At 38.8% G+C, this 24,580-nt stretch carries 16 protein-coding genes; 1 reads left to right on the forward strand and 15 read right to left on the reverse strand.

Features of this window, described 5'->3' with window-relative positions; genetic code table 11:
• Positions 1–11: 11 nt before the first annotated feature.
• The 12 genes from OOZ15_RS00840 to OOZ15_RS00895 all read right to left on the reverse strand — a co-directional run bounded on the left by OOZ15_RS00840 (position 12) and on the right by OOZ15_RS00895 (position 19,428).
• Positions 12–455, reverse strand: a complete 444-nt coding sequence (locus tag OOZ15_RS00840; RefSeq protein ID WP_265953771.1) for a Fur family transcriptional regulator — start codon at positions 453–455, stop codon at positions 12–14.
• A gap of 41 nt (positions 456–496) precedes the next feature.
• Positions 497–2,701 carry a RelA/SpoT family protein gene (locus OOZ15_RS00845; protein WP_265953772.1) on the reverse strand — a complete coding sequence of 735 codons (2,205 nt, stop codon included), beginning with the start codon at positions 2,699–2,701 and terminating at the stop codon, positions 497–499.
• 144 nt (positions 2,702–2,845) lie between these two features.
• The gene (locus OOZ15_RS00850; protein ID WP_265953773.1) at positions 2,846–3,376 is read right to left on the reverse strand and encodes a hypothetical protein; all 531 of its coding nucleotides are present in this window, start codon (positions 3,374–3,376) and stop codon (positions 2,846–2,848) included.
• A gap of 79 nt (positions 3,377–3,455) precedes the next feature.
• The gene (locus tag OOZ15_RS00855; protein WP_265953774.1) at positions 3,456–3,581 is read right to left on the reverse strand and encodes a hypothetical protein; all 126 of its coding nucleotides are present in this window, start codon (positions 3,579–3,581) and stop codon (positions 3,456–3,458) included.
• A gap of 156 nt (positions 3,582–3,737) precedes the next feature.
• Positions 3,738–5,690, reverse strand: a complete 1,953-nt coding sequence (locus OOZ15_RS00860; protein WP_265953776.1) for a glycoside hydrolase family 43 protein — start codon at positions 5,688–5,690, stop codon at positions 3,738–3,740.
• A gap of 24 nt (positions 5,691–5,714) precedes the next feature.
• Positions 5,715–7,775, reverse strand: coding sequence for a family 43 glycosylhydrolase (locus OOZ15_RS00865; RefSeq protein ID WP_265953779.1), 2,061 nt, complete (start codon positions 7,773–7,775; stop codon positions 5,715–5,717).
• A gap of 2 nt (positions 7,776–7,777) precedes the next feature.
• Positions 7,778–10,888, reverse strand: coding sequence for a beta-galactosidase, LacZ type (gene lacZ / locus OOZ15_RS00870; protein WP_265953781.1), 3,111 nt, complete (start codon positions 10,886–10,888; stop codon positions 7,778–7,780).
• A gap of 18 nt (positions 10,889–10,906) precedes the next feature.
• Positions 10,907–12,127 carry a glycoside hydrolase family 88 protein gene (locus OOZ15_RS00875; protein WP_265953783.1) on the reverse strand — a complete coding sequence of 407 codons (1,221 nt, stop codon included), beginning with the start codon at positions 12,125–12,127 and terminating at the stop codon, positions 10,907–10,909.
• A gap of 6 nt (positions 12,128–12,133) precedes the next feature.
• Positions 12,134–13,405: a BNR repeat-containing protein gene (locus OOZ15_RS00880; protein WP_265953785.1), complete on the reverse strand. Its 1,272-nt coding sequence runs from the start codon at positions 13,403–13,405 to the stop codon at positions 12,134–12,136.
• A 39-nt stretch (positions 13,406–13,444) separates the two neighbouring features.
• Positions 13,445–14,689: a DUF2264 domain-containing protein gene (locus OOZ15_RS00885; protein ID WP_265953786.1), complete on the reverse strand. Its 1,245-nt coding sequence runs from the start codon at positions 14,687–14,689 to the stop codon at positions 13,445–13,447.
• Positions 14,690–14,805: 116 nt separating this feature from the next.
• Positions 14,806–16,401: a RagB/SusD family nutrient uptake outer membrane protein gene (locus tag OOZ15_RS00890; RefSeq protein ID WP_265953789.1), complete on the reverse strand. Its 1,596-nt coding sequence runs from the start codon at positions 16,399–16,401 to the stop codon at positions 14,806–14,808.
• 18 nt (positions 16,402–16,419) lie between these two features.
• On the reverse strand, positions 16,420–19,428 hold the full coding sequence (locus OOZ15_RS00895) for a SusC/RagA family TonB-linked outer membrane protein (RefSeq protein WP_265953790.1): 3,009 nt from the start codon (positions 19,426–19,428) through the stop codon (positions 16,420–16,422).
• A 1,040-nt stretch (positions 19,429–20,468) separates the two neighbouring features.
• On the opposite strand from OOZ15_RS00895, the gene OOZ15_RS00900 reads away from it, so the two are divergent.
• Positions 20,469–21,260 (forward strand): DUF3405 domain-containing protein, encoded by a 792-nt coding sequence (locus OOZ15_RS00900; RefSeq protein WP_265953791.1) that lies wholly within the window; start codon positions 20,469–20,471, stop codon positions 21,258–21,260.
• A 61-nt stretch (positions 21,261–21,321) separates the two neighbouring features.
• Here the strand turns inward: OOZ15_RS00900 and OOZ15_RS00905 are convergent, their stop codons facing one another.
• The 3 genes from OOZ15_RS00905 to OOZ15_RS00915 are packed head-to-tail and all read right to left on the reverse strand — an operon-like array spanning position 21,322 to position 24,578.
• The gene (locus OOZ15_RS00905; RefSeq protein WP_265953793.1) at positions 21,322–22,200 is read right to left on the reverse strand and encodes a hypothetical protein; all 879 of its coding nucleotides are present in this window, start codon (positions 22,198–22,200) and stop codon (positions 21,322–21,324) included.
• Between the two features lie 3 nt (positions 22,201–22,203).
• Complete coding sequence (locus tag OOZ15_RS00910) at positions 22,204–23,277, reverse strand: glycosyltransferase family 2 protein (protein WP_265953796.1); 1,074 nt, start codon at positions 23,275–23,277, stop codon at positions 22,204–22,206.
• Positions 23,278–23,279: 2 nt separating this feature from the next.
• Positions 23,280–24,578 (reverse strand): HlyD family secretion protein, encoded by a 1,299-nt coding sequence (locus OOZ15_RS00915; RefSeq protein WP_265953798.1) that lies wholly within the window; start codon positions 24,576–24,578, stop codon positions 23,280–23,282.
• Positions 24,579–24,580 lie beyond the last annotated feature (2 nt).

Here is a 24,580-nt window from a genome sequence, read left to right on the forward strand (position 1 = left end):
AATAAAAATTATTAGCTTTTTTTGTTTTTGGTGCCGTAAAAGTATAACGAATGGTTCTCAATCTTAATGTTGAAAACCTCTTCGATCGTTTTTTGGATATTTTGAATGCGCGGATCGCAAAACTCCATCACTTCCCCGGTATCGGTCAAGATAACATGGTCGTGCTGTTTGTCGAAATACGATTTTTCATAATGCGCCTGATTTTGCCCAAACTGGTGTTTCCTCACCAGATTGCACTCTAGAAGAAGTTCTATGGTGTTGTATAGTGTAGCGCGACTTACACGATAGTTCTTGTTTTTCATTTTGATGTAGAGTGATTCTATATCAAAATGTTCGTCGCTTTCGTAAATTTCTTGTAGGATAGCATATCGCTCAGGAGTTTTCCTGTGCTTGTGTTCTTCCAAAAACTTAGTGAACACGTTTTTAACGATTTCCTGATTTTTTTCGTTCGCCATGACTAAATCAACAAATTAAACTACAAATGTAGTGTTTAAAATTAAATTCGCCTTACTTTATCTATCCCATTAATCTTTTTCAGGTTCTCTAACAATTTTTTCAGAATTGTCTTATTTTTAACTTCTACGGTAATGTTGCCTGAAAAAACACCGCCTTCAGTTTCAAAATTGATGTTTTTCATATTTACGTGCATATTGTTGGAGATAACCTTGGTAACATTACTCACCAATCCAAGATTATCGATACCTCCCAATTTGATCTCTGCCGTAAACTCTTGTTGTGTGGAATCGATCCACTTGGCGGGAATGATTCTATAGGCATAGTTGGACTGAAGTGAAATGGCATTCGGACAATTCTTTTTATGAACTTTGATTCCTTCATTAACGGTGATAAATCCGAAAACGGCATCCCCCGGGATAGGACTGCAACAATTGGAAAATTTATAATCGAGTTTTTCTTCTTCTTTTCCAAACACCAGAAGATCGTATTTATTGGTGATTTCATCACGGTTAATTTCTTCTGTAGATGCGGGTTTGCGCATTCTGTTCTTGAAGAAATTGATGAAAGTGTTGTTCCGTGAAGCAGCAAAATTCTTCAGCATTTGATTGTCTATAGTGCTAATCCCAACCCTGTAGAACAAATCTAAGCTGGTTTTCATTTTAAAATAGACCACCAAGTCGTTTATAACACTCTCGTTGAGCGTGATCTTCATGTGTCTTAATTTACGACGGAGGATCTCCTTGCCTTCCAGGGCAATTTGTTTCTTTTCTTCTTTGAGTGAAGATTTTATTTTTGATCGTGCCCGTGCTGTAGTGGCATATTCCAACCAGTTTGCGTTGGGTTTCGAACTTTCGGATGTGATGATCTCTACTTGGTCACCACTTTTCAATTCGCGACTAAGTGGAACTAATTTCCCGTTTACTTTGGCACCACGGGTCTTTAATCCGATCTCGGTATGGATGTTGAAAGCAAAATCGAGAGGTGTAGCCCCTTTGGGGAGCGATTTGAGTTCGCCCTTCGGAGTAAAGACAAATATTTCCTGGGAATAGAGGTTGAGTTTAAACTCCTCTACAAAATCTACTGCATTTCCTTCTGAATTTTCCAAGGCCTCCTGCAAGCGATTCAGCCATATGTCTATTCCTTGCTCTTTTTGATCGCCGTGTTTGTATTTGAAATGAGCCGCATATCCTTTTTCGGCAATTTCATGCATACGCTCACTGCGTATTTGTACTTCGACCCACCGTCCTTTTGGTCCCATAACAGTTATGTGGAGTGCTTCATACCCGGTTGTTTTGGGTGATGAGATCCAGTCGCGCAAACGGATGGGGTTAGGCCTGAAGTGATCGGTCACGACGGAATAGATTTTCCATGCAAGGAATTTTTCATTGGCAGCATCACTTTTATAGATGATTCTGATGGCAAACTTATCGTAGACTTCATCAAAACTCACATTTTGAGCTTTCATTTTCCTGCGGATGGAAAAAATAGATTTTGGTCGGCCTTTGATCACATAGTTTAAACCTTCGGAATCTAAATTTTCTTTGATGATATTGCTGAAAGCATCAATATAGGCTTCTTGTGCTTCCTTACTATCCTCCATTTTATTCAAAATGTCCCTGTAGACATTAGGCTCAGTATATTTTAAACCGAGGTCTTCGAGTTCGGTTTTTATGTTATAAAGTCCAATTCGGTGGGCAAGGGGAGCATAAATATACAGTGTTTCCGAAGCGATTTTCACCTGTTTATGATCCACCATGGCATCCATAGTTTGCATATTGTGCAGGCGGTCTGCAATCTTAATAAGAATAACCCTGACATCGTCGTTCAGGGTCAATAGCATTTTTCTGAAGTTTTCTGCTTGCAGGGAAATATCTTGTTCGGAACTCAATTGGGAAATTTTGGTGAGTCCATCCACAATACGGGCTACGGTTTCACCAAAAAGGCGCTCTATGTCCTCAAGGGTATAAGAGGTGTCTTCAACTACATCATGCAATAAAGCTGCCGCAATGGCAGTTGCATCCAGTCCGATTTGCTGTGCTACAATCTTCGCAACGGCAATCGGATGGAAAATATAGGCCTCGCCACTTTTCCGGCGTTGGTCTTTATGCGCATCTACAGCCGTGTCAAAAGCATGCCTGATGAGCTTCTTGTCATCATCAGAGAGCGTTTGATAACTTATGCGCAGCAATTCCTTGTACTGCCTGGCGATTTCTTTATTCTCTTTTTCTACATCTAATACCCTCATATATTAAAAATAGCATAAACTTTAGTATTTAACAACAAAATTCATGCCTTAAAATAGATTAAGTCATTTATAAAGCAATCTAGATCTTAGAAGGTTTTAGGTTGGAGTTTTTAGACTTGTTTTTTATAGGACTGTCGATCGGTTTTATTTTTTCTCGATGGAATACTTGATCCTTTTCCCGGAATAACCTATGGTATAACCGTGCACTTTTTCTTTTCTAACTTCATTATCAATTTTGTATTCCAATGATAAAGAATTGTCTTTTACAATATAAATCCACTCTATATCTTTTTTACCAATACCCAGTCTGTCGATGGTTTTTGTTTCGCCTCCTATTATTTTGATGTCGGTAAGGGTTTCCCCGGTATTGTTGACCAAGGTGATGACCATATGGTTGATAAGAAACATCGCAAATTTGAAATAGAGTAAAGCGATGGAAATGTTGAGCAACATCAACCCCGAGGTTTTTAAATGTTTTTTACGCTTGTTTTTCCGGTTAACCACCCTAATAACCAACAAGAAGAGAATGCCAATGTTTAATATTGCGGCAATGGCAATAAAAATTGGAGCTATGAGAATTATAACCGGGGAATTTGTGAAATAATAGATAATTAAAAGTACAGTACTGATCAAAAATGTGAGCACTGCTGTATAAATGCCTGTTTTGTTAATCATAGTAGTTAGAGTAGGGGTAACACGTATAATTGAAAACGAATTTCATTTCAGAATATTTCATAAAGGGCTGCAGTCGGTTTTATTTTTTCTCTATGAAATACTTGATCCTTTTCCCGGAATAACCTATGGTATAACCGTGAAGTTTTTCTTTTCTGACTTCATCATCAATTTTGTATTCCAAGAAAAAGGATTGTCTTTTACTCACTAAGTGAGATTTATAATGCTCCGACGCTTGCCTGACGGTAGGCAGGCCTGTCTATCGGTAGACAGGCTTACCCCGAGGTTGTTGACCATAGTATAAAATGTGTGTTATGATATTATTACTGGAAGATTTGTAAATAAGTATCGATTGGTTAAAAAATTACTTCTTTTGTTGTTTGATGCTTTTAATACCGCTAAGAGTAGGGGACACCTTGTTAATGGCTCCTTTTTCTGAAAAAGTAAGACTGTCAATAGCAACTTCCCTATGATATCCGGCAGCATCTCCCATAGTGATGCCATTTGGAATTGAAAAACGATGATAAACAATATACCATTCATCTTTTCCCGGAATTTGGATTACTGAATTATGTCCCGTTCCATAAATACCTTTCTCAGGTGCTTTTTGAATAACCAAATTATTTTCCGGAATTTCCAATGGCCCCAACGGGTTGTCTGCTACAGCATATCGCACTCTATAGTCCGGGCTACGGGTATCATTTTCAGACCACATAAAATAATATTTTCCATTGCGGTAAAAGACTTCTGTTCCTTCTCTGTAGGTAGAATCGGGTGTTAAGACTTTCATCGTCTCTTTTTTTATGGAAACCATGTCAGGGTTGAGTTCGGCTCCGACCATATAACCGTTACCCCAATACAAATAGGATGTTCCGCTTGTTGGATCGGTAAAGACGTCGGGGTCTATCTCCTGTCCGCCGCTTATACCTTCAGGCTTAAAGTCAATCAGGGGTTTTCCTGAATCTACAAAAGGTCCGATAGGATGATCAGACACGGCTACTCCAATTTTTTGGGCAGCAGTATAGTAATAGAAATACTTATACATACCATTAATTTTCTTTTCAATAATACAAGGTGCCCAAGCATTCCTATCTGTCCAGGAGACCTCTTTTTTAAGGTCAAGAATAACTCCCTCATCCTTCCAGTTTACCAGATCATCTGAAGAAAAAGTTTTAAAGTAATGCCCACTCCAGGAATCAAAACCGTCAGTGGTCGGATAGAGATGGTATTTACCTGTTTTTTGGGCATACATAATTTCGGGATCGGCATAATATCCCTCCAGAGCGGGATTGTTGTTGATGTCGGATAATTTTTTAGGTTTTCCCCATTGTTGTATCAATCGTTTCAATTCGTTTCTTGTAATGGGAAGAATGGTTCCATGGCGGGGATGAAAGTCCATTGAAATTTCCTGATCTATGATTTCAAAATTTTGTAAGTCATCACTTTTGGTAAACTGATACTGCCCTTTCATATAGACATCATACATTAAAATATAGGTGTTTGTATGATTGAGCTTGAATACCCCTGAACCTTCTACAGCCTCACTGGTTTGTTGCTTGTATTCAGGGTCTTCTTTCCATTTCCCGGAAGTAAGATCGGTTGTAGTGGCCAGCTTAATCCCGTTTCCATGTCCTTCTGTTTTATAGAAGAGGTGGTAGGTGTCGTCTTTTAATATGATATCCCCATCAATACAGGACTTTCCGTTGGAAGGAAAGAAAAGTTGTTTGGGTTCACTTTCCAAATCGGTAAAATCTTGGTTCGCATAGGCATAATATATAATATCCGTTCCATCCCCGTGTTTCATTGAAAAATAGATCATATATTTTCCGACCTGTTTATCATATATGGTCTGTGGAGCCCACACCCGTTTTAAATCCTCATTTCCTGAAAATCGCTTTTGAAAATTGATAGCACTTGAAGACCAATGGATAAGGTCGGTAGATTTTAAAAGAACTATACCTCGATTGGAGCTCCAGCCTTTGTAGGAGGTCATATCGGTAGTAACCATATAAAAGGTTTTGCTATCCTCACCTCTTAAAATGTGTGGATCCCGGACTCCTCCGGTTAAACTTATTTCCTTAGAGTTCAATACAGGTTCGTTGTTGTTGAGGGTGTAATACTGATATCCGTCAAGACTAACAGCATAATGAACGGCTTCCTGTTCCACCTTATTTCCGGTAAAATATGTAAAAAGGTAGGCATTAAAATCTTTTTCAGGAATTTCTGGTTTTTCCTGCGCCGAGACATTTCCTATCAGCAAAAAACAAATTGATATTAAATAATATTTCATACTGAACTTTATATTGATTCTTTTCATTTTCTTAATAATTGATTGTGATATTTACTGACCGTATCTTTTTCCTATGATTAACTTATCGCCCGACAAATCCACTTCAAACAAATTCGGAATCCTTATATAACGATCGTTTTCATTTCTATGGCTGTGCAGCGACATCAGTGTTTTTCCCTCAAATGTTTGAAACAACATCCCATGTCCGAAATTGGGAGGAGTAATAGGCTCCTCCTCATGAATCCATGGACCGTCTAATGTTCCACTTTCAGAATATGCCACCCCTTGGGTATAAACATCGTGCACCCAACTCGTCCATATGATCCCAAGGCGTCCTGTACCAGTACGGAATAGGTAAGGACCATCCGTTACTTTATTAGGAACAATAGCTCCGTCTTCGTCTTTTTCTTTACTCCAAGGAGAATCACTGGCAAAAAACATGATTTTTCTTTTACCTACCGTACCGCTCAAATCGGGTTTTAGCAATATTTTTTCCATGGTACCATTCCAATTCTGTAACCATTCATGGCAATATATCATATAGGGTTTTCCGTCTTTGTCAACCCAAAAGGTTCCATCCAATGTTGGTTTGTTTTCAGGTAAATAAACAGTATCCTTCATGGGAGTATAAGGACCATCGGGTTGGTCACTTACCAATACATGAGAAGCCCTGCGTTCTATGATATTACCTTTAACAGTGTCAATCTTCACATCCCTGTTGGTGAAAGTAGCAAAATAGTAGTATTTGTCGTTGTACTGATGCAGCTCAGCTGCCCATATCATAGGATTGGTTCCCATCCAAGAGTTAGGGTCTGTCATGGCAACTTCATAAGGCCCGTCCCAAAGTTTTAGATCTTTACTCTTCCACAACATACCTCCGGTTCCGGTCATATAATACATAGATGTTTTTTTATCGGCCAAGATTGCGGGATCGCTCAATCGGATAGAATCAATAGGGATATCTTTTTTTACCGGTATTTTTTTCTTGTCAAAAAAGTCAAGCTTCCATTCATTATACCATTTTATAACCGGCTGTCCGTTTACTACTTGTAACGGTAACCAGATATAGCGACCGTCTATATGATTTTTTGGGTTCCATCTATCCGCCATAAAAATAAAGGCATTTTCTTTGCCTGCCACTGGAAGTATGTAAGTACTTTGAGAGCGAAAAGTCACATCAGACTCCTTACCAACAGCCGGATTATTCAGAGGCTTCCACGGGCCCCATATTGATTTGGAACTGAAAGAGCGTGCCGCATTGGGATCCCAACCTGTAGCCCCGGAAGCAATCATATAATAGGTTCCATCTTGCTTAAATATAGCGGGAGCTTCATTATGCCCAGCCGGAGCTACAGTTACATATTTTCCGGTAAAATCGAGATAATCATCGGTTAATTCTGAAATATGGAGGCTTAGATTTTCTTCAGCGGAATGAATATGATAGGCTTTACCATCATCGTCTACAAACAAAGTCATGTCACGTGACATTTGTCCTTTTTCAAAATCCCGGTGGACGAATAATCCTTCTTTTACGGCTTTATGCCATTTAGGAGTCCACCACTTTAAGGAATCCTCTTCGGGGAGCGATTTTTTCCATTCGTCCTTAAAATTTTGTGGCCATTGTTTGGCATTTGGCCTAAACGATCTAAGGTATTGAAAAGGTCCTGTAGGATTATCACTTATCGCAACAGCAGTCTTTGCCGCACGATATCCTTGATCTTTTAACTCTAAATGAAACCACATCACATATTTTTCAGTCTTTTCATTATAAATTACTTTCGGGCGTTCCATAACACAACCTTTGGTAACTTCAGAATCAGGATCATCGCTTACCGATAATGCAACACCTTCTTTTTTCCAGTTGTAAAGGTCTTTTGAAGAATACACATTGATCCCAACATGGGCCTTACTCGTTTTCCCTTTGTGTTCCCCGTACCAATAATAGGTCCTGTTTTGATATAAAAACCCGCCACCGTGAGCATTAATATGAACCCCCTCGGTATCTTCCCAGATTGCTCCGGGACGAAAAATATTGTGTTTTTTGGTTTGTGCCGAGGCAAACTGACCAAAAACCAAACAAAGTATAACTGATAGAGAAAAGGCTCTTTTCATTTTTATTTTATTAATCGAAGTGTGTAAGTGTACTGATATGCCGGAGCCAGAAGACGATAGGCTTCATGAGGTAAGGCTCCCCAACTATTGTCTCCGCCAAGGCCTCGTTGTTTGTAATCCACATGCAGATAGACTTTATCTTCAGGATGTACATCGGTGGTGTGGCGTTGTGCCTTTGTAAGTCCGGGATCGATAGATTCCGTAGAAACATTTAAAGCGCTAAAGCACAAGGGTTGTTCTCCTGTGATCAAAAGTCCTTTACCATCTTCGTTTGTCAATTGTAGCCAGCGTACATCGGTTTTGTAACCTGATTCTTGAGGACGGATGTATTCCCATGTAAATTGATTGGCGACTTTGTCTTTGTATTGCCCTAAAAAAGCGGAGCTTTTCCTATCGGAATAGTTTTCCCAAGGACCACGACCGTAATATTCAATATTGTCAAATGCCTTGGCCAATTCCATCCGCATTCCAAAACGGGGCAATTCGGGTAATTTATCCTTGCTCAGATCGATATCGGCGGTAATTTTAATGCTTCCGTCATTTTGTATGTCATAGGAAATGGAATAAGGCACTTTCATCTCACTCAACAGATATTTTACATCTATACGGATACCTTTTTGAGCTGTTTTTTCAGTTTCTACTGATAATATTTCCATGTTCTTATGGGCTTCTTTCCACAAGGCTGATTTTTTGGGCATACCGTTACCAAAGTCATTGTCCGTCGGAGCCCTCCAGAAAAACGGAATTGGGAAATTTTCAATAGTTTTCTCAGTATCATTTTTGAAATGATAAGTGGTCAACCGGCCTTCTTTTAAATCAAAATCACCTTCAATTGTAGCTGTTTCGAAATGGAGTATTTCGTCTTTTGTTTGATATTTTAACTTTGAGTTGGTAGCAACAGTATCAAAGTTGATATCAAAATAATTGACCGTTCCCAGTTTGAACTGCTCCCTTGCCAATTCGTGACCGGCAGGGATCATGGGAATTTCGTTTATGGTGTAAGCATAGATATCCAACACATATTCAGCTTGATTGTCTATATTATTGATAGGAAGTGTAATGGTTTTTGAATCCCCTGGTTTTACATCTATTGTAAAATTACTCTGCTGAAAAACTTCACCGTTTTTTAAAATTTTCCATTGGAAGGAAAAAGCGTTTAAATTGGTGTGATTATACCGATTTGTCAAGTGAAGCTGATCGCCTTGAAGTTCAAACTTAATATTTTGATATACCTTTTTCACTTCCTGAAGCCCGGGATGTGGAGTGCGATCGGCAGAAACTAAACCATTGGCGCAGAAATTTTCATCGTGCTGAAGGTTTTCACCTCCCAAATCACCACCATAGGCCCAATATTCATTTCCGTTAGTATCTTCAGCTTTTAAGCCTTGATCCACCCAATCCCAAATAAAACCTCCTTGCATATGTGGACTGTTGTCAATAATATCCCAATATTCTTGGAAATTTCCGTTGCTGTTTCCCATCGCATGTGAGTATTCGCACATGATATAAGGGCGCTCTTGGTCAGATTCTGCGTAGCGCTTCATGTTCTTCATACTTGGGTACATGAGGGAAACAATATCGGTATTTGGGCTTTCACCAGCTTGTTCAAACTGTACCACTCGGGTAAGATCACGTTTTTTTAACCATTCGTATGCATCGTAAAATACTTGTCCGTTTCCACATTCATTCCCCATCGACCAGATAATGATGGAAGGATGGTTTTTGGTGCGTTCCAGCATTCGTTTGATACGATCCATATGCGCCGGAGCCCATTCCGGTAAATAAGCAGGGTGAACGGATTTGTCAAACGGAGCTTGAAACTCAGCTCCCATGGCGTGGGTTTCTATATTGGCCTCGTCCACCACATACATTCCGTATTTGTCACATAATTCATAGATGTATTTTGCATGTGGGTAATGGCTCATCCTGATGGCATTGACGTTGTTTTGTTTCATCAGGGCGATGTCTGCTTCCATGGTCTTTTTATCGGGGACATGCCCTTTGGTGCCGTGATGTTCGTGAAGGTTAACACCGTGTACAGTAACAGCTTTTCCGTTCACCATCAACTGTGCATTTTTGATTTCCACACTGCGGAAACCGGTTTTCCCCGAAATAACAGCCTCATCAGATTTATTGCCTTTCCATTTAATGAGGGAGGTGTACAAATACGGGGTTTCATCACTCCACACATTCACTTTTTTTATGGTGGAATTGAAGTTTACTTCTGAACTTGTATGAGTTACCTGCTTCTCTTTGGAATAAACTTGATTTCCTTCAGCGTCAAAAAGACTGAAAGTGATTTCAGCTTTCTTGTTTTTATTCTTTTTAAACGTTTTTAAATCTATGGTTACATCTAAAATTCCATCAGTATAAGTATCGTCCAAACCTGATTTAATAAAGTAATCACTTACGGTAAGTTTTGGCAAGGCCTGTAAATGGACACTACGTTCAATCCCACTCAATCGCCAAAAATCCTGATCTTCGATATAACGCCCGTCATGCCAGCGGAAGACCTGTACAGCCAAGAGGTTTTTCCCTTTTGAAAGGTAATCGGTGATATCAAATTCAGCCGGGGTTTTGGCTGCTTTGGTCATTCCGACTTCTTCTCCGTTTACAAACACACGGGCATAACCCGAAATAGAACCGAAGTGAAGAATAACCTCCTTGTCCTCCCAGGTTTCAGGGACTTCAAATGTTTTTCGGTAGCTTCCTACAGGGTTGTAATCGCTGTCTATAAAAGGAGGATTCTTTGGAAAAGGGTAGATGATGTTTGTGTAAATTGGAGTATCATAACCTTCCAGTTCCCAGTTGGAGGGCACTTTGATTTCATCCCAATTGCTATCGTCTATACCCTTCTGATAGAAATCCGCCGGACGATCTTTCGGTTTTTTCACCAAAGAGAATTTCCAGTTTCCGTTGAGACTTTGATATAGAGTGGATTGCTCCGGATTATCATTTTTTGCTGAAGTTTCATCGCTGTATACAATAAATTCAGCATGGGGCGCTTCCTTATTTCGCTCATAAACTTTAGGATTTTCCCATTCGTTTGCTGCTTTTTGTGAAAAAACGGTTTGTAATGTGATCAATAGGATTGGAAAAATAAACTTTTTCATTTGGTTAGATTGGATAATTTATTGGTTCATTTCTTTGTAACGTATCATAGCTTCTACCAGATAATAATCGCCATAGGACAGCGGGGTATCCACTTCGGTTTTGTTGGGCATGTTACCAACTCCGTGTTTCAGTATAAATCCGCCATTTTCACCCACTTTTGGCAGATATTCATCACTCAACAGCTTTTCTAAAATGGTTTTGGCGATGGTTTGATAGTTTTCTTTTTTATCTCCTTCGGAATAACTGCTTAACTCCAATAGGGCAGAAGCAATAATGGATGCTGCTGATGAGTCACGTAATGCATCAGGAATACCGGGAGCGTTAAAATCCCAATATGGAATGTAATCCTTCGGCATGTTGGGGTGGTTGATAAGGAAATCAGCTATATGTTGTGCCTGTTCCAGGTATTTTTTGTCCTTGGTTTCCCGATAGGTGGCTGTATAGCCATATAAACCCCATGCCTGACCACGTGCCCAAGCCGATTCGTCTGCCGTACCTTGATTGGTGATTTTTGCCCTTGCTTCTCCGTTTTCTTCCTTGTAGATCACTTCGTGATAAGAGCTGTAATCGGATCTGAAATGATTTTTTATAGTCGTATTGGCGTGATTCACAGCAATGTCATAATAAGTGCTGTCCCCACTGAATTTTGTAGCCCAAAACAGCAGTTCCAGATTCATCATATTGTCGATAATCACGACCAGATCATCATCCCCGGCTTTGTTCCACGGAGCGCTGTCCCATGAACGGATGGCCTTTACCGTATCGTTGTAGCGGGTAGATAAGGATTTCGCGCTGTTGAGCAGGATTTTTTCATATTCAGGATTTTTTTCCAGCCGATTGGCATTACCAAAGCTGCAATACATCATAAAACCAAGGTCGTGTGTTGAGGTATTGGATTGTTCTTTCTTCAAGTCTTCCAGTACTCTTTGAGCTTCTTGTTTCAAATCAGGAGCATTTACAGCTTCATCAAGATAGAGTAGGGTTCCGGGGTAAAATCCGCTGCACCACCAACCCGAATTACTGGTTTCCAATCGGTCTTCCTTGGCGTGATAGGTTTTGGGATATTGCCCGGAATCTATTTGCTTCGCCAGAAATTTGTATTGTTTTACCGCTGTTAGTAAGGTGCTGTCAATTGTTGCTGATAAGGTGTCTTCTGTTGAGGAAGTTTGTTTCTTGGTTCCCTGTTTGCAGGACAAGCAGCAAATCGTGATCAGTAGAAAAAGGAGTTTAGTCTTCATTATCGTTTATTTAGGTAGTTGTTTTATTTCTATAATTTTTACAGGCTGTGGTTTTATATCCGCCAGACCTTCACCATCGGCTTGGGTTACATTTTGCGAAAAAATGTGCAGTTCTTTATTTCTTTCCCAAAGGGATATATCATAATTAGGCTCCCATTGTCCGACAGAGGCTTCTGTAAGGTCTTGAATATTCCATTCTGTGTGCCCTACAGGAGTAGATGCCAGACTTATTCTGTTGTTGCGTTCTTCATCCCTGAAAAGTAGATGAACGGTGTTGTCGTTTACCAATATTTCAGGTCTTGAAATAGGAATTCTTTTGGTGCCGCCACCTCCTAATGCGAAAGTGGTCTTACGGAAGTTAGTATCCATCATTTTCCATGTGTCTCCGTCTAAATGAATGATTTTATACTGAGGGATGCTGTTATCGTTCCAATAAGTAGCAATATAGGGTTGACCCTTTTGGTCGGTGGTCATGGAGGTTTGATTGATGAGCTCACTATTTTGTGGGATTTTCCACGCATATTCTGCGGTTTTGGCTGTAATGGGAAGCTGGTATTGTTCACCATTTGATTTCTCCCAACTTTGTCCGCCGTCTTGGGAAATGGCATACCCCATATCGTGATTGGTGCTTACGTCCCAAGTCTCTCGCCAAACCCACGAAAGGTGTAAGTTTCCTTTTTTATCGGTGCACATCTGCCAATAGGCGCTGCGTTGCTCTTCTCCGTCAATCAAATTATGCTGAATTTGTGTCCAATTTTTTGTAGTGGTATCGTATGTGTTGATAACCATATTCCCGCGACCGGATTCCCCGGAACGGTAACAGAAAAGAAGCTTTCCGTTAGGCAAATTATAAAATTCAGGATAGGTAACATCTTTTTCCTGTTTGTTGGTCATAGGAAGTTCTTTACTGAGTTCCAACCCCAAAGGTTCCAGACTTTTGGCATATCGCAAAGGGGTGTTGTGTTGATCCCAACTTACATGCAGATAGTCTTCTGCATCAAGAGCAATACTGATGCTGTTATGGGCATCCTTTACATTTGCTGAATAAGGCGTGGTTTTCAATTCCCATTCTTGCTGATAGAGTTTACGCTTTCCCAAAACCATTTTCCCTGAAGGATCATAGAAAGCAATAAACTGATAGTCCTCGTTGCTTGTTAAGGCATTTTTCCTAAAAATGACTGTGTTTACTGAATTATTGCTCCAGCCTTTGCCTACTTCTGTTGTTTTAATAGTTTGGGGAGCACAGGCGTGAAAAAGTATTCCAATCAGTGGAAGCATCCATGGAAATAATCTTTTTTTTAATCTTTTTCTCACTATTTATTTTTCTTTAGAACTCCATATCCTTTTTTGTGACCAATCTTGAGAAGGCTGTGTCCAAAATGGATTTTCAGGAGATAATCCCAACACAAGAAAAACCTCTGTACAGAGGTAAAGACTACCTGTTGATATATAACCTTCTGCCATTTCCGGTTGATGTCCGTAAAACCCTAAAGTCAGCCATCCGTTTTTGTCAAACATATCTGTGGCGGACATGTGTTTTTGGATAACAGCTTTTAAAGCCGATCGTACCTGTCCGGGAGCCAGATTTTCGGGTAGTTTTTCAAAAAGTGCTATTTGTGATAATAATTGAAACGCCCCAAAACGATAGGTGATAGACCTTCCGATAGGAGGATAGGTGCCATCAGGAGCGATGAGTTGTTCCTGAAAAGAAGCATAACGTTGTGCTTTTTCCAGTGTTTTCGAATAATCTTTGATAAAATAGTTGTAACGCCAATGCTTGAATTGCTCTTGTTTTTCGATAAGTACTCTGATGATATCCAACATCATGGGTTGAATCACATAGCTGTTATAATAGTCCCAGTGAAATTCAGGGCCATCACCATAAACACCATCCCCGAGATACCATTCGTTGTGTTTGTTTAAAGCGTATTCAATTCGGACCATATCAGCCTTAGCCTTTCCTTCAAACTTTAAAATGGCTGCTTCTACTGTTGCGGTAAAAAGGAGCCAGTTGCTGTAAACAGGAGACAGACCTCTTGTTTGTTTCAATGCGTTTAAGACATTCAACTGTGTTTTTTTATCGAGTTTTTCCCACAACTGAGTTGGGGCCCTTAACAAGCCTTGAGCCAAAAAAGCAGCATCGACCAATGCTTGTCCGCCTTCACTGAAGTTCATATAATCCGGACTCTTCGGGTTGGTGGCGTTGGCAATACACTTGAGGGTAAGTTCGATGTATTTTTCTCTTAGTTTCCCTTCTTCGGAATTATTTGGTCCGAGTTCCAGCCAAGGTGCTATTCCGGAGAGGGTTCTTCCAAATGCTTCCAAATGACTGTATTTTCCCCGGTCTCCGTAGGGATGAGGTGCCATCTCTACCGGCATTTGTTTTTTGAGTTCATTTTTACTTAAAGCATTGAGGACAGGATCAACAATTTTGACAAGTGTTTGTACGAAATAGTCCCGATCGTCTGTGGGGGATGGCTCTTTATTCTGAAAAGGATTGGCTATACCCAAGGACGTGACTAGGAAAAATATGCTAACAGACACTTTTTTGTTAATGTTCATTCTATAGTTTGTTTATCTATTTAATAAATCTAATGAAACCTCACAGGTTTTCAAAGCCCGTGAGGTTTATTTGTTTAAAGACTTTTGTTTGTCTTTTTTTAGGTATGTTTTATTTATTAATATCCGGGGTTTTGTTCTAATTCGGCATCTTTATTCAATTGAATTTCAGTGAGCGGTATGGGGAACAACAAATGGGCATCAGTGATGCCTTCCACTCTCATTCCTTCCGGGGCCCCGTAATTTAAATCCACTCTTTCCAATAAGGTCTTGGTTCTCATCAGTTCCATTCTCCTGTTTTCTTCACCTAGCAATTCTCTAACGCGTTCATCTAGGATAAAATCCATTGTGATATCGGAGGCTGTTACTTGTGGTGCATTGGCGCGGGTGCGTAACATATTAATAGATGCAGCGGCACCGCCAGGGTTATCTTGTTTAAATTGAGCCTCTGCTTTTAATAGATAGGTTTCTCCAAGGCGCATCAGGATAAAGTCTTTCCACATCCCAAACCCAAAAGTATCTCTTGGATCAAAATGTTTCCATTTTAGGGTGTAGGGATTGAGGATAAATAAGGTGTCAGGACCTTCATATGGAACGGGTTCTCCAAAGAGTTCATGGGAGGGGTCGTTATAGGTATGCTCTCTTTTGATGTTGTACTGAGAATTTCGCATATCACCTTCGTCGTACAAATCATATAATACCCAGTTGTTTAAGCGTAATCTAGAGAGGCCTCGTCCACCCAGATCTTCTGCAGGAATCATCCCGTTACGGTTGTGGTAGGCGCCACCCCAAACCCTGCGGTGTTGTGGGTTTCCGGTACTTCCTGCCCTGACATCGCTAGGGTTTTCGTTTTCCAGAACCCAGATGGCTTCTGAATTCCCTTGTGAACGTCGCATATTCCCTTTAAAAAACATATCGGAAAAAGGATCGCCCGGCTGGTCGGATTTTACACCATAACGGGCTGTGACCAAACTAAGCCCCGGTGTGTTGATAACCAAATCACATTGGGCTTCTGCTTCAGCATTTCTGCCCATTCGTAAATAAGATTTGGCCAACAGGTGGCTGGCTGCAACACTGCTCACGCGTTGTTCGTGCTCGGTTTGACCCAGGTCAGGAAGGTTGGCTACTGCATATAGGAGGTCTTCTTCTATCAGGGCATTGATCTCTTCCACATTGGCCCTTACAAAATCAAATTTGGGTTCATTAACGGGTTCTGTAACTAAAGGAACTCCTCCGTATAGGGTGACTAATTCCTCATAGGCTTTTGCTCTAAAAAACTTAGCCTCCCCCAAATATTCAGTTAATTTTTCTTCGGTCATCCCGGTTATGTTTTCTCCATTGTTCTCAATGTTGAAAATTATATTATTGGTGTTTTCAATAATGTTGTATTCCCAGTTCCACATCCAGGAGGCCGCATTATCGTCAGAGGTAAGGGTGTTGTATCTAAAATGTGGTATCTCGACACCTTCAGGTTGTGTCGGCCAAGCGATATCAGTACCTACATTCCACACACTTACCCAACCCTGGTTGTCCGCTTTGGTGTAAAAGGAACTGGTTATTTCATACATAAGTGTAAGTGAGGCCTTTAAGCCTAAATCATCGGTTATTTCCGGGGAGTGTTGATCTTCCAGTTTTTCATCCAAAAAATCCTTGCTACAGGCAGTAACGACCAGGATTGAAAGGATTATTGTTAAAAATTTTGTATAGCGTTTCATTTGTTTAATTTTTTTAGGTTATAATGAAATGTTCAATCCCAAAGAGATGGTACGTGTTAAGGGGTAGTTGTTTTCCCAACCGTCGCCCCCTCTGGAAACCTGGTCGCTTTCAGGATCCCAACCTATCCAGTCTGTAAAGGTGTAGAGGTTTCTTCCGGCGACGTAAAGCATCATACTTTGTATGTTGTATTTTTCCAACAGTTCATTTGGAATATTGTAACTTAAGCGTACATCTTTTATCCTTAGGTAGCTGGCATCTTTTGGATGTTCGTATCCCTTATTATTTTGGTAAGCGACCAGGGAAGGCCATTCGTTGCTTTGATTTTCGGCAGTCCAGTATCCAACATCGGCAGGGATGTTACGGCGACCAACTTCATCGGTATAATAGATATCCGGATTGTTTCTTAACACACCCTGTACGGTTTGTAAAAAGAAGCTAAAGGTAAAATCCTTATACATAAAAGTATTGGTTAAACCTCCATTCCAGTCCGGTAGGGTATTGCCTAGAATTACACGGTCGTTCTCGGAGTCTATCTGTCCGTCACCGTTGATATCAGCAAACTTTATATCTCCGGGTCGGGCTGTGGGATCGTGATTCAAATGAGCTTCGGCAGCAATCTCATCTTCCTGCCAGATACCGAGTTTTTGGTAATCATATACCACGCCTAGGGATTCCCCTATAAACCATCTGTTAGCGATATCATCTTCACCGGTTCCATAAAGGTTCAGTATTTCATTTTTATAAGTAGAAAAATTCAGACGGGTTTCCCAACGGAAATCCCCTGTATTTACATTGACGGAGTTCAGGGTGATGTCCAATCCTTTGTTTCCTAACTTTCCGACATTGTCCAAAATATCACCGGATCCGGTGATATTGGGAATGTTCCTTTCTAGAATAAGGTCATCAGTCTTACTGTCATACACTTCCACGGTACCGCTTAAACGATTGTTGAAAAAACCGAAGTCAATACCAAGGTTGGCTGTGGTAGTGGATTCCCATTGAAGGTTGGGATTCCCCATTCCATCTATATAGGTACCTACCTGGGGCGAGCCTCCAAAGGGGTATAGAACGGTACCTAAGGTACTTTGAGTGCCATAAACCTCTACGCCCGGATTTCCATTGGTTCCGTAGGAAAACCTTAATTTCAATTGGTTGACCTTGGAAGCATTCTCCATAAAACTTTCGTTGGCGATGTTCCAACCAATGGCCATGGAGGGAAAAACACCATATTTGTCAGTGTTGCCTCCAAAGACAGAGGCTGCATCCCTACGCGCGGTAAGGGTGAGTAGGTAACGGCTGTCAAAGGAATAATTGATCCTTCCCATTTGAGAAAGCCAGCTCTGTCTCCATTTTTCAGATTCCGCGGAGATATTATCTGCTGATTCAATTTGATTGTAAGAAAGGGCATCACTAAAAAAGCCTACTCCAGTCACTGCTGTGTTTTGATAATTTTGCTCCTCTGCACTATACAGTAGGGTTACATCAAAATGATGTTTACCAAAATCCTTTGTATAGGTAAGCAGGTTTTCGACTACCCATCTTTTGGTTTCTGCGTTGTATTTGTATGCCGTACCATTGTTATCGTTAGCTGCACGGCCACTATAGGTAGCATTGTATCTAGGATTGTAGTAGTACGACGCACTTATTTTATATTCCAGGCCTTCTATTCCCGGTTTTAGGGTAGCATAGGCAGTACCTGAAAGGTTTTTGATATGATCTAGCCTGTCTTCAGTAAGTCCCAGTAAAGGGTTTTCAAAAAGTTGTTCGGGAGACATTGGGTAGATAATGTATTCCCCGTTTTCATCCCTGGGTACCGAATAAGGGCTCATGGCAGTTCCAAAAAGGAAATTAGCCCGGCCGCCATCGTAGTTATTGTTTGCAAAATAGGCATTTACCCCTGTTGATAACCAGTTAGTTACATCCAGGTCCAGATTGGTTCTGAAATTCACACGATTGTATTCATACCCTTTTATAACTCCTTTTTGATCCAGATATCCTCCTGAAATAAAATACTTGGCATTCTCACTTCCTCCGGAAAGGCTTACATTATGTTCTGTTATCAGTCCGGTTTGGGTAACTTCATCGAACCAGTTAGTTGTCCTTCCGGCATTATAATTTTCGATCTCAGCAGTATTGGGTAAAACATCAGTTTGCTCGAGCCCTCTTTGCTCCACATAGTGTGCGTATTTTTCGATATAGTCCTCTGGACCCATAGGTTCGAGTACATGTGAAAAATCCTCTAGTCCACTGTAAACACTATAGTTTATGGTAGGTTTTCCGGTTTTTCCACGTTTGGTAGTTATCAGAATAACCCCGTTGGATCCTCGGTTACCATAAATAGCAGTAGCTGAAGCATCTTTTAAGATTTCAATTGATTCGATGTCCCGGGAATTGATATCGTTCAGAGAGCCATAAAAGGGAGTACCGTCTACAACGATAAAGGCGCTGTTTCCAGCGGTAATAGAGTTAAGCCCCCTGACTTGGATGCCAGCGACACTTCCGGGGATTGAAGATTCTGTGGTTATGTTAAGTCCTGCGGTAGTACCTTGCAGGGCTTGTGTTACATTGGTTACAGGAAGGTTTTCCAAACGATCTTTTGGAACCGAAGCTACCGAACCGGTAATATCGGAACGCTTTTGGGTACCATAACCTATGACTACCACTTCATCGAGCTGTGCAAGGTCTTCTTCCATAACGACATTAAGTGTAGATCGTCCGTTGAGCGATATCGTTTGCGATTTAAAACCGATATAAGAAAATTCAAGGGTGGCGTCGGAAGCCACTCCGTCCAGTTGATAGTTTCCGTCAAAATCGGAGACCACTCCTATATTACTTCCTTGAACCATAATGTTGACCCCTGGTAAGGGGACGCCATCAGTTCCAGAAGTTATCTGGCCAGTTACGGATTGTTGTGCGTGTGTATTCTCTATTGCTAACAAACATGTGGAAAGCAATAAGAATAACATGAGAATTGGCGAATTTTTTTTCCGCCTCCAATGTTTTTTTAAATAGGATTTTGTCTTCATTATTAGGATGGTTTAAGAGTTAATTATGATTAATTAGTATTAGCAATACGATATAAATATATCGCATGCATTTTAGTAAAAGTAAATTTTACATTTATTATTTCAAAATATTTTAAAGGAAAAAATGTGGAATTAACATTTATGAGTAGAAATAGTAGTATTATTTCAATACTTTATAGAAAGTAGAGTAGGGGTTTTCAATCTAGAAAAGGGATAGGAGGCAGTAATTTTAAAGTTGTATTATGAAATATTGATTCAAAAATAACCCGGTACCTCTTTTTCAAGTGCACCGGGTTTTGGTCATGTGAGGGTTACAAACCAAACAAACTCAAATAAAACCTTCTAATCTTAAGATTCCCCGTATGCCTACCTATCGGCAAACAGGCTTGCATTGGGGGTATACTATTCACCTCTTCCGCCTTAGGCGGATCAGAACTGTCTTTTTCGGCAGTTCTGGGTGAGGTAAAACAAAAAATTTCAATTTTTTTTTGTTCAGTATAACCCGGGTTTTAAACATTGTGGTCATCTCATCACGATGAATGGAGATAAAGTACATTTTATCATTCCATTGCCTGTTTTCAATTCCCCGATCCAGAGGATAAAAAGCATATTCATAGCTCTCGGATCATATTGGTAAAGTGATACGGAAGCACCAGGTTTTAGTGCTCCGAATATATTGATTGTCCTTACTTGTTCTCCGAGGGTTTTCGGAGCGATCATCCGTCGTCTTGCATCGTGGAAACGGTGCTCTTCATAAGCCAGTTCAATTCGGCGTTTTGAGTTATCACAGCGTTATTTTAGTATTGGTAAATAACAAAAAATTGGATGCCCATTGAAATTTTCTTAGATTTAGACATTAATCCCTTAGGAGAGATTCAAGAAAGTCCTCTTTTAATTATCCTAGTGCTTTAAATAAATTGCGCTCAATGCAGGGTGTATGAGATATCAAAGCATGAATTCATTCATTACATTCGACGCAGAGCGTTGGGGAATTAAACCCAAAACTGTTCAACTGAATAACATATAATTACCCTAATACGATGAATATTGTCACGAATAAACAAGCCTTTCTTTTTTTATGCAACCTTCCATCAAAATCAGCTCTTAGTACTTTTAAAAAAATTTGTAGTTCGACAGAATCAATTCATGATCATACTACTTTATTATATCACCTCAAAGAAAGAATCGTGCCTAAAAATATAGAAAAGTTACAATGTTTTTGTTTTACCGATGACATTTTATACGAATTGGGTTATAATCCTTTAGGACCAAAACTTACGCCAGGAAACAACCACTTCCCTCTATTGAAATTCTTCAGAGAGTTTCCTGACTATGATTATTATTGGTGTATCGAAGATGATGTAAGGTTTGTAGGGGACTGGAAATTTCTTTTTACAAACTTTAATGAGGTTAAAGATGATTTTATTAGCACACATGTTCAAAGACATAAGGACGAACCGCAGTGGTTCTGGTGGAACTCACTAATGCATCATAATTATACCATTCCTGATAATAAAAAATTAAAATCATTTAATCCGATTTATAGGATTTCAAGAGAAGCTCTTATTTATATAGATAAAGCTCTTAAGGATGGTTGGTATGGTCACCATGAAGTTTTATTTCCTACACTTTTAGAAACCGCCGGCTTTGAAATATCAGATTTTGGTGGCGAAGGTGAATTTGTTCGAAAAGATAACCAATCAAAATTTTATATTGGTGATTATAAAAATAGTTTTGGAATAGATAATAGGATGGCGACATTTAGGTGGAGACCTATTTTTTCTGAAGTTGGTGATTTAAAAAATATGTTATACCATCCTGTTAAAGATTAATCTTAACCTTGCTCTAATTTCATTTTATTATCTGTGATTTGGATTACATTTTTAGGAAAGGCTACAACTTGTATAAATTGGATTTTTTAATTGATTTTTTGAGCAAAAGTAAAACAGTAATTTTATACTTAAACCCTAAAGAATCAAATAATTCGTTTAACATAAGCGAATGCGTAAAGATTAAATCAGAAACATTCTCATCTTTCAAAGATTTGTCACACTCAGCAACCAAATTACACCAAAAAGACTCTAATTGATCATTATATTTTAAATTTCCCGGCCTCAGGTGATTTTCAACTAAGCTTATTAACTCCGATTTATTATTCTCAAAGTTAGTATCACCCTCTGATATAACCTTGTTAACAGATTCTAAATCATTTAGTTGATCGTATTCTTCTTGCAGCAAGGTATTTATTAAGTGATAAATATCATCGATATTGTAATAAACGGTATTGCAAAAAATTATAATAAGTTGGATAACTATTTCAAACAAGCTGTTTAATGTATCTTCTTTATAATGTTGGAAAAGTTTTAAGATTAATCGAGAAATACCACATCTAAAGACAAAACACGAAATAGAAGGATAGGGCCTAATATTAAATGTACCATAATGAACACTGTCATTATCAAAATCTGCAAAAATTTTTATTCTTTCATCATGTTTTTCAGAATATCTAGAAGGATGTTTTTTTAAAAATTGTTTAAACCAAGCATCTATCTCTTGTGAGAAAGAAAAAGCGGAATTGGAATGAACAAAAAAAGTTAGCTTGATATGGTCTCCTCTTTCTCGACTTAACTCTATGAGATAATCATGATAAGCTCCTTTCAGCTCTTTTAAAAAACATCTTACCCCTTTGCTTAATGCAATGTGCCAATCGACATCACTATAATATAATGAAACATTTAACTCTTTATGTGCTACTAGCCCTTTATTGTACATTGCCTATCTTAATAAATTTATATCCCCATATGAAATCTCATTAACTTGTATAACCCCATCCCTTGTATTTTGCTTCATAATGATTCGATTATTAATTTGGGAAAAAAACATTATCATATCTTCGATATGTACTTTATCTGAGAGTAAATACAATCCCTCATCCAACATTGACTTTAATCCGTAATTAGTCTTATCTAATTTTAACACAGAATTCACATTATTACTTTTTAATTCAATAGACAAAGAATTTTCGCTCCAAATTCCTATTTCCCAAGAGTCACCATAAAGATCATTTGAATATTCATAAGAATGATTTTCAGGAAAAAGATTATCAATAGATTTAGAATTGACCAATTTATTGATCAATATTGTTCCTTTGTAATATTTATTACTACCTTGAAACATATAAAGTAATTCTGAAACAGCATGATTTATATGTTTAACATAAATTGATTTAATTCCCTTGTTGTTTTCTTCATTTTTAATTCTTTCATTATCATTATGAGTCAAAGCCTTCAAAAAGGCTTTTTTTATATAACTAGGTGTTCTACCTAGGTTTCTTAACCTGTTCCATAGATCATAATCATCAAAACCATATCCCTTCATTCTTTCGTCGTATCCTCTTAATCTTGTAAAATCATCTTTCCACATGGCTATCCTTCCAAAGCAATCCCTTTGCGTTGAATTTTTATCTATTCTTGCATAAATGTTCTCCTTCTCACTAAACATATCATTAAGATAATCAGCAAACCCTTTCCTGATAAAGTTATCAGCATCTACATTACATATTATATCCCCTGTAGCTAATTTTGAAACGGCATTTTTTGCATGACTCATATGAAAACTATCAGGATCTTCAGTTCTATAATACCTTAAAACTCCCATATCAATGTAATCTTTCATTTTATTTTTTATCCATACATCCATATCATCCCTAGAGTTGTAATTAAGTACTACAAATTCTACATTACTGTACTCTATATTATCTCTGATGTTTTGTGGAAGCGTTTCTTTTAAATGATATAAACGATTCATACAAACCGTACAAAATGAAATTTTATATTTTATGCCTGTCATTGCTAATACTTAAATAAATCTTTAAACTTGTAAAAGAACCTTTCGGCAACACTCAAATCCTCGGTGATAATCTCTGCACTGCCTAATAACTCCTGATTAAACACAAGGTTTTTATTATATGAAGTTTTCATGCCATTAGGTAAGTTGATGAACACAATATAATTTCCTTCTTCATCTGGAGAAACCGACATATTGTCTACATTGCCGACGAGCATACCGTATTGTTGGTATGAATAATTGTCCAATTTAACCAATACCTTTTGGCCTATTTTAACCTTTCCTGCATTTTGGGAGGGGATCGTAAGTTTCCCTATAAGATCATCTCGATTGGAGGGCAGTATCGAAAATACTACATCTCCTGAATTTACTTGTTGATGGGTTCCCCAGAATTCCTGATAGCTAATTATACCCTCAATAGAAGAAGACAGAACATATTTGTATTCCCAATCCCTGATAGCTCTTTTAAGGGAATTAAAGGACTGCAATAGGTTTTTCAAAAACTTAGTATCATCCTCGCTCTTATTAATATATGTACTCTTTAATGTTTGATCCGCCGAAGATATAGCTTCTCTCATCTGTGAAATCGAAATCGTCATATTATTCAGACTCTTTTGCATTTGCAGGAATTCCAATTCTTTAGATTCGTATTCTTGTTGTGAAATAACCCCTCTCTTATGCAATTTCCTATACCGCGATATTTCTTTTTCTTTAAACTTGAGTTCTTGTTCCAATATATCCCTTTGATTGGCCTGGCTCTTTAAACGGACCTTCACTTCATTCAATGATGATTTATTCCCACTAAGCTGACTATCATACGGGTTTAGCTCTTTAAACAAACTATAATCAATATAACTTTTTTCAAAAGCAATATAAGTCGGTTCTATTTCCCCTAAAATAAACCTTGATGTAATATTTATAGGGAAAGTAAAGCTACGAATATCATACTGTGCAGAATCAATGATCTTTTTTAAGGCTTTTATATCCCTGTAACGTGCAGTATTTTTAATCAGGGCCAATTCCTGATTGACTTCAACCGTATCTTTATTATTGATTAAAACCTTATCTAACTGCCCGGAATATCTGGCCACAACTTTTTCCGTTGGTTGTTTGGTGGTTATAACCACCTTGGCCACAACAAAATCAGGGTATTTAATGATAAAGGACAGGGTCAAAATGATGATGGTGAAAAAAAAGATAAGCGTGATTCCCCACCTGACAATCCAAGCTGGCGGTTTGGTTAAAATTTCCTGAACTTCTTCCGATCTAATGTTAAACTCTTCTGTAGGTCTAGTCCTTGGCATTT

It is taken from the genome of Galbibacter kalidii, from assembly GCF_026241135.1.
In the GTDB taxonomy this organism is placed as follows: Bacteria; Bacteroidota; Bacteroidia; order Flavobacteriales; family Flavobacteriaceae; genus Galbibacter.

Coding starts and splice junctions, on each gene's coding strand:
- OOZ15_RS00840 (WP_265953771.1), bottom strand. CDS start 455: ATGGCGAACGAAAAAAATCAGGAAATCGTTAAAAACGTGTTCACTAAG.
- OOZ15_RS00845 (WP_265953772.1), bottom strand. CDS start 2,701: ATGAGGGTATTAGATGTAGAAAAAGAGAATAAAGAAATCGCCAGGCAG.
- OOZ15_RS00850 (WP_265953773.1), bottom strand. CDS start 3,376: ATGATTAACAAAACAGGCATTTATACAGCAGTGCTCACATTTTTGATC.
- OOZ15_RS00860 (WP_265953776.1), bottom strand. CDS start 5,690: ATGAAAAGAATCAATATAAAGTTCAGTATGAAATATTATTTAATATCA.
- OOZ15_RS00865 (WP_265953779.1), bottom strand. CDS start 7,775: ATGAAAAGAGCCTTTTCTCTATCAGTTATACTTTGTTTGGTTTTTGGT.
- lacZ (WP_265953781.1), bottom strand. CDS start 10,888: ATGAAAAAGTTTATTTTTCCAATCCTATTGATCACATTACAAACCGTT.
- OOZ15_RS00875 (WP_265953783.1), bottom strand. CDS start 12,127: ATGAAGACTAAACTCCTTTTTCTACTGATCACGATTTGCTGCTTGTCC.
- OOZ15_RS00880 (WP_265953785.1), bottom strand. CDS start 13,405: ATGCTTCCACTGATTGGAATACTTTTTCACGCCTGTGCTCCCCAAACT.
- OOZ15_RS00885 (WP_265953786.1), bottom strand. CDS start 14,689: ATGAACATTAACAAAAAAGTGTCTGTTAGCATATTTTTCCTAGTCACG.
- OOZ15_RS00890 (WP_265953789.1), bottom strand. CDS start 16,401: ATGAAACGCTATACAAAATTTTTAACAATAATCCTTTCAATCCTGGTC.
- OOZ15_RS00895 (WP_265953790.1), bottom strand. CDS start 19,428: ATGAAGACAAAATCCTATTTAAAAAAACATTGGAGGCGGAAAAAAAAT.
- OOZ15_RS00900 (WP_265953791.1), top strand. CDS start 20,469: ATGAATATTGTCACGAATAAACAAGCCTTTCTTTTTTTATGCAACCTT.
- OOZ15_RS00905 (WP_265953793.1), bottom strand. CDS start 22,200: ATGTACAATAAAGGGCTAGTAGCACATAAAGAGTTAAATGTTTCATTA.
- OOZ15_RS00910 (WP_265953796.1), bottom strand. CDS start 23,277: ATGACAGGCATAAAATATAAAATTTCATTTTGTACGGTTTGTATGAAT.
- OOZ15_RS00915 (WP_265953798.1), bottom strand. CDS start 24,578: ATGCCAAGGACTAGACCTACAGAAGAGTTTAACATTAGATCGGAAGAA.